Here is a 4346-nt window from a genome sequence, read left to right as displayed (position 1 = left end):
CAATTTTTTTTCATGGAGACTGCCCATCTCAATCAAGTTCACCAAGATTCCCTATACCCCAAAGCACTACGCCAAGCCGTTCAATCAATTCTTAAACAGCACGATCTAAAACGAGAACAAGTTTCCTTTTGTAGTTTTCCCGTTCAAAAAAATCATCACTGGATTATGACTGTGATTCAGCTTGAAAAGCAAGACTTTGACAGTCAATATCGGTTAACGAAAGAAACTTATGAAGTTAATCCGATGCGTCAGGACAGAATCGATCGCTGTTTTCTCGAAGCATTAATTTATCGAGTATTGAAAGAAAGCGAACTGGAACTTCAAAATTCATCAGAGGGTAATACTTCGTCTCTAGGCAATAGCGAACTGAAATTTCAAAATTCATCAGAGGGTAATACTTCGTCTCTGGGTAATTCTGAAAGAGTTATTGAAGATGCTGCATTTAGTTTACTTAAATCGGTGGAAGTGCATATCAATAAATGGCATAAAGTTGATTTACTGTCCTTTGCTAACGCTATAGCTGCTGAACGATATGAAGGCGCAGCCAGCGAAGGTAGATTAATCATCTGTCGCACCGATCATCCAGACATTTCCGCCAAAGTTAAATTAAAAACTCCAATCAAGATTTATAATTATCGAGGAATCCGCAAATTGCTCGAAGTTTCCAGCTCCACAATGGCTTTGCTTTGTGATGTTGAAACTGTCTGGGGACTGGGAATTCCTTTGGATACTTATCAACCTAACCTAGAAAACTTGTTTGAAATCAGATTTGCTGAATATCATACATGGGAATTAGTTCATGCAGAAAATATTATGCTGCGGGTTAAGTATCGACAAGCAAGATTACCCAGAGCGCGTTTCGATAGAAAACTATTTTGCGATCGCGTTTATCAGTTTTTTAAAGTAAATGAAACTACCGTTAATATATTAGTCAAAGCAGTCGAAGCAGCAGTCAAACAAAGGCACGGCACGATGTTGGTGATTACCCCCGAAGCCGAACAGGAAACCAAACGATTAGCTGCTCAAAGCACGGTAATTGAGCCAGTTATTGTTTCTAAGGATATTATTTATCACTTATCGAGCATTGATGGAGCAATTTTAATTTCACCTGAAGGGATCATCCATTCTTTTGGAGTAATTCTTGATGGTAAAGCATCTGAAAATGGTAATTCTTCTAGAGGAGCAAGATACAATTCGGCGATTCGTTACATTGATGGAAAAATAAGTAGCAATATTAATTGCTTGGCTCTTATTGTGTCAGAAGATGGTTATGTTGACTTATATCCCAATTTAAGCTCTGTTGAGGGTGGGTAACTTTGAATACTAGTTAGCTTAGTGCTGTTTGAATCATATAGATAGCAAGAGAAATTAATAATCCTGTAAATAGATATTGCACCCAGGTTTCTGGCAGTTTGGGTAACAACCGTGCGCCTAGCTGTCCGCCGATCAAACTCCCTACACCGAGTAGCAGCCCAGGAAGCCAAAGCACATTACCTGCTAACGCGTGTTGAGTAACCCCTACTCCAGAGATTAAGACAATTGCCCCCAAGCTAGTAGTGATAGATGCCTTGAGGGATTCTCCTAAAAATGCCCTTTGCAAAGGCACCATAATAATGCCACCACCAACTCCGAACAGTCCTGATAAAATTCCTGCCGAAAAACCGATAGAAGCAACTTTGGGTAATGAGACAGATTTAGTTGCCTCAGTTTGTTGCGCTCGCGCTAGATTTTTTCTCCAGTTGACTAGGTAGATTGCCACTAACTGCAATCCAGCAAAGCCAAACAACAGATAATTCTCCGTAATTCTATTAGCGATCGCTACTCCAATTCCTACCGACAACATAGCAGGAATGGCTAGTAAAATTACTAATTTGGTATTTAAATATTTTGAACGCCAATTCTGAAAAGAGCTAGAAATCGCGCCGAGAGAGATTCCCAGCAAGCTAGTGGCAGTAGCTTGAATTGGACTAGCCCCCACTAAGGTTAGAGCAGGTACATAGAGTAAACCACCCCCAATACCTAGTATGGCTGCAATTAATCCCACCACAATTCCTAACGGCAAAAGTCCCCAAAAATGTAACATAAAATTATAATTCAATTTTCCTCAGCGAATGCTGATATAGCTCTGCTGTCTGTGCATATCTCTGGGAACGGATTAGGTTTTGCTCGATTTCTGACGAGCGAGTTTCCCGATATACTTTAGCTGGTACTCCACGCAAAACAACACCATCGTTTGGATTGGGAGATTTTGTTACCAAACTACCAGCACTAACTATACAATTGTCGCCAATCAATACTCTATCAAAAACATCACTGTTAATACCAATCAACGATCCTGTTCCAATAGAGCATCCATGGAGAGTAGCTCGGTGTCCCACACTAACGCGATCGCCGACGTAAACAGGTGTTCCATCTGAGTGAATGACACATCCATCCTGAATATTAGTGAACTTGCCAATATAAATAGGTGCTCTATCCCCTCGCAGCACAGCATTAAACCAGATTGACGCACCTTCTGAGATTTCGACATCGCCAATAACTAAAGCTGTGGGTGCAATCCAAGCTTTTTTGTGAATTTTGGGTACTTTATCCCCAAGAGCAAAAACTCCAAAAACGCTGTCAGTTGATGTGTTGGGTTCAGTTTGATAGTTAAGCATAAGCAAGATTTAAGTTAGATAATGGTTTGGAGGCTAATCCTAATAGTTCACGAGCTTCCTGGGGTGTAGCAATCGGTCTGCCATAGATTTCGCACAAGTGTGCGGTCTGCTCGACTAACTGAGCATTGGACTTGGCTTTCACCCCCTTGCGAATATAAGTTGTATCTTCTAGTCCTGTCCGAACATGACCACCCAAGTGAATAGATAGAGAAGCGATGGGAAAATTGTGTCGTCCAGCACCCAATCCAGTCCAATGGGTTCCAGGTGGCAAGGAGCGCACAAAATGCAAGAGATTAGCTGGAGCTGCTGATATACCACCGCTTCCGAGTACAAAGAGGAAATTGAGTGGATTTTTTAACACTCCTTTGCGAACAAGCTCGAAGGCATTTTCCATTTGCCCTATTTCAAAAATATCTAACTCTGGTACAATCCCAGCATTGTAAATTCGTCGGGCTTGTAATTCAATATCTAGGGGAGAATTGAGAAAAATTCGGTCTCGAAGGTTTAATGTTCCTGTGTTCAGTGAAACCATATCGGGCTTCAGGCTCTCATCATTCCCCCATAATTTTGATGTTAGTTCGACGCAACTACCGCGATCGATTCCATCCTCAATGCTGGTGGCGCGGGTCGAGATTTCCACAATAATTTCAGGACATCTTGACTTGATTTCGTATAATACTTCTTGATATCGTTCTGGGCGATGGGATTCGCTACCATCATCCTCTCTTGGATGTACATGAGCGACTCTTGCACCAGCTTTAAAGGCTTGTTCGATAGCGCAAGCTTGTTCTTTAGGTGTAATCGGAACATTAGGGTTCATCTGACGAGATGTTATCCCATTAATAGCACAAGTAATAATACAAGGATTTGATTTTATTGTTGAAAGCATTGATAGAGTACCTCAATTAAAGCAAAATTCTTAAAATTTGTAATCAAGTCAAAATTTGTCACTTTTTCTCAAAGCCTTAGAAAATTGGCTCTGTCAAAGTGGAAGATAGTATTGTTTGGGGTTGAGTTAGTTCCTTCGTATCAGTGTAGAGAGAATACTGGACTACTCTACTCTTGTTAGTTGCTGAAGACAAACAATATCGGTTGCAGATACTTTACTCTCTTGGCTTAGATACAGTACAGACTGGAGTTTCTTGATTGTCTGTGATGGAATCGGCATCAAACTCTAGTCCTGAAAACTCGCCTGATACGTTAACTCGATCGTTCGCTGACAGATGACTCATTGTATTGTCCCCACAGACATCCCAAGAATCTACTCGAAGAGTGCGCTCGCCAGTATTGAGTCGAAAGCCATCTTCCCAAACTCGCTCCACCGTACCAGTGAATGTATTACCTTGAGCATGGACAACGGAATAAAGACCAGGGATAGCTAAACTCAAAAGGGTCAGTTCTGCAAGTTTTAGTCGTTTTATCGTCTTCAGTATCATAATTACTAGTTATGGAGTTTTATAAGTAATGAGCTAGAAAATTAGTCCTTGCCTCATGGTGGTATGAAAAGCGCAAAATTTTACTTTTTCATTAATATTCAAGAGGCTTAAAGCTCCGGAGCTTCGGAAGCTCCGAACAGTATTACTATCGGTTTCATACCTGTCTTGAACGAGTTGCTCATTGAGGGAAACCCAAGGGGCTGATTCTGTCGTTTCACGGCAGAACTCTTCTGCCCCGCCCAAGACCCCTAAA

The 4346-nt window shown here is 41.2% G+C and carries 6 protein-coding genes; 1 reads left to right on the top strand and 5 read right to left on the bottom strand.

Features of this window, described 5'->3' with window-relative positions:
* Positions 1 to 1314 (top strand): DNA integrity scanning protein DisA nucleotide-binding domain protein (locus H1P_RS24255; protein WP_222427209.1); only part of this gene is annotated, 1314 nt, incomplete at its 5' end.
* Positions 1315 to 1327: 13 nt separating this feature from the next.
* Here the strand turns inward: H1P_RS24255 and H1P_RS24250 are convergent.
* From H1P_RS24250 to H1P_RS37670, 5 genes are all read right to left on the bottom strand, one after another.
* Positions 1328 to 2083, bottom strand: a complete 756-nt coding sequence (locus H1P_RS24250) for a sulfite exporter TauE/SafE family protein (protein WP_144872185.1) — start codon at positions 2081 to 2083, stop codon at positions 1328 to 1330.
* A gap of 4 nt (positions 2084 to 2087) precedes the next feature.
* Positions 2088 to 2657, bottom strand: coding sequence for a gamma carbonic anhydrase family protein (locus H1P_RS24245; protein ID WP_144872183.1), 570 nt, complete (start codon positions 2655 to 2657; stop codon positions 2088 to 2090).
* Positions 2650 to 3546 carry a beta-keto acid cleavage family enzyme gene (locus tag H1P_RS24240; RefSeq protein WP_144872181.1) on the bottom strand — a complete coding sequence of 299 codons (897 nt, stop codon included), beginning with the start codon at positions 3544 to 3546 and terminating at the stop codon, positions 2650 to 2652. Before H1P_RS24240 ends, H1P_RS24245 begins: the two co-directional genes overlap by 8 nt.
* Before the next feature lie 214 nt (positions 3547 to 3760).
* Positions 3761 to 4093: a hypothetical protein gene (locus H1P_RS24235; protein ID WP_246141933.1), complete on the bottom strand. Its 333-nt coding sequence runs from the start codon at positions 4091 to 4093 to the stop codon at positions 3761 to 3763.
* A 33-nt stretch (positions 4094 to 4126) separates the two neighbouring features.
* On the bottom strand, positions 4127 to 4346 hold a 220-nt coding region (locus tag H1P_RS37670; RefSeq protein WP_222427208.1), incomplete at its 5' end, for a hypothetical protein.

Origin of the sequence: Hyella patelloides LEGE 07179, assembly GCF_900659865.1 — a bacterium.
GTDB classification, from domain to species: Bacteria; Cyanobacteriota; Cyanobacteriia; order Cyanobacteriales; family Xenococcaceae; genus Hyella; species Hyella patelloides.
Note: the sequence above shows the minus strand (reverse complement) of the source record. Positions and strands in the feature narration are given on the sequence as shown.

What these genes read in the sequence shown, in the direction of transcription:
- H1P_RS24240 (WP_144872181.1), bottom strand. Translation starts at nt 3,546, where the DNA reads ATGCTTTCAACAATAAAATCAAATCCTTGTATTATTACTTGTGCTATT.
- H1P_RS24235 (WP_246141933.1), bottom strand. Translation starts at nt 4,093, where the DNA reads ATGATACTGAAGACGATAAAACGACTAAAACTTGCAGAACTGACCCTT.
- H1P_RS24245 (WP_144872183.1), bottom strand. Translation starts at nt 2,657, where the DNA reads ATGCTTAACTATCAAACTGAACCCAACACATCAACTGACAGCGTTTTT.
- H1P_RS24250 (WP_144872185.1), bottom strand. Translation starts at nt 2,083, where the DNA reads ATGTTACATTTTTGGGGACTTTTGCCGTTAGGAATTGTGGTGGGATTA.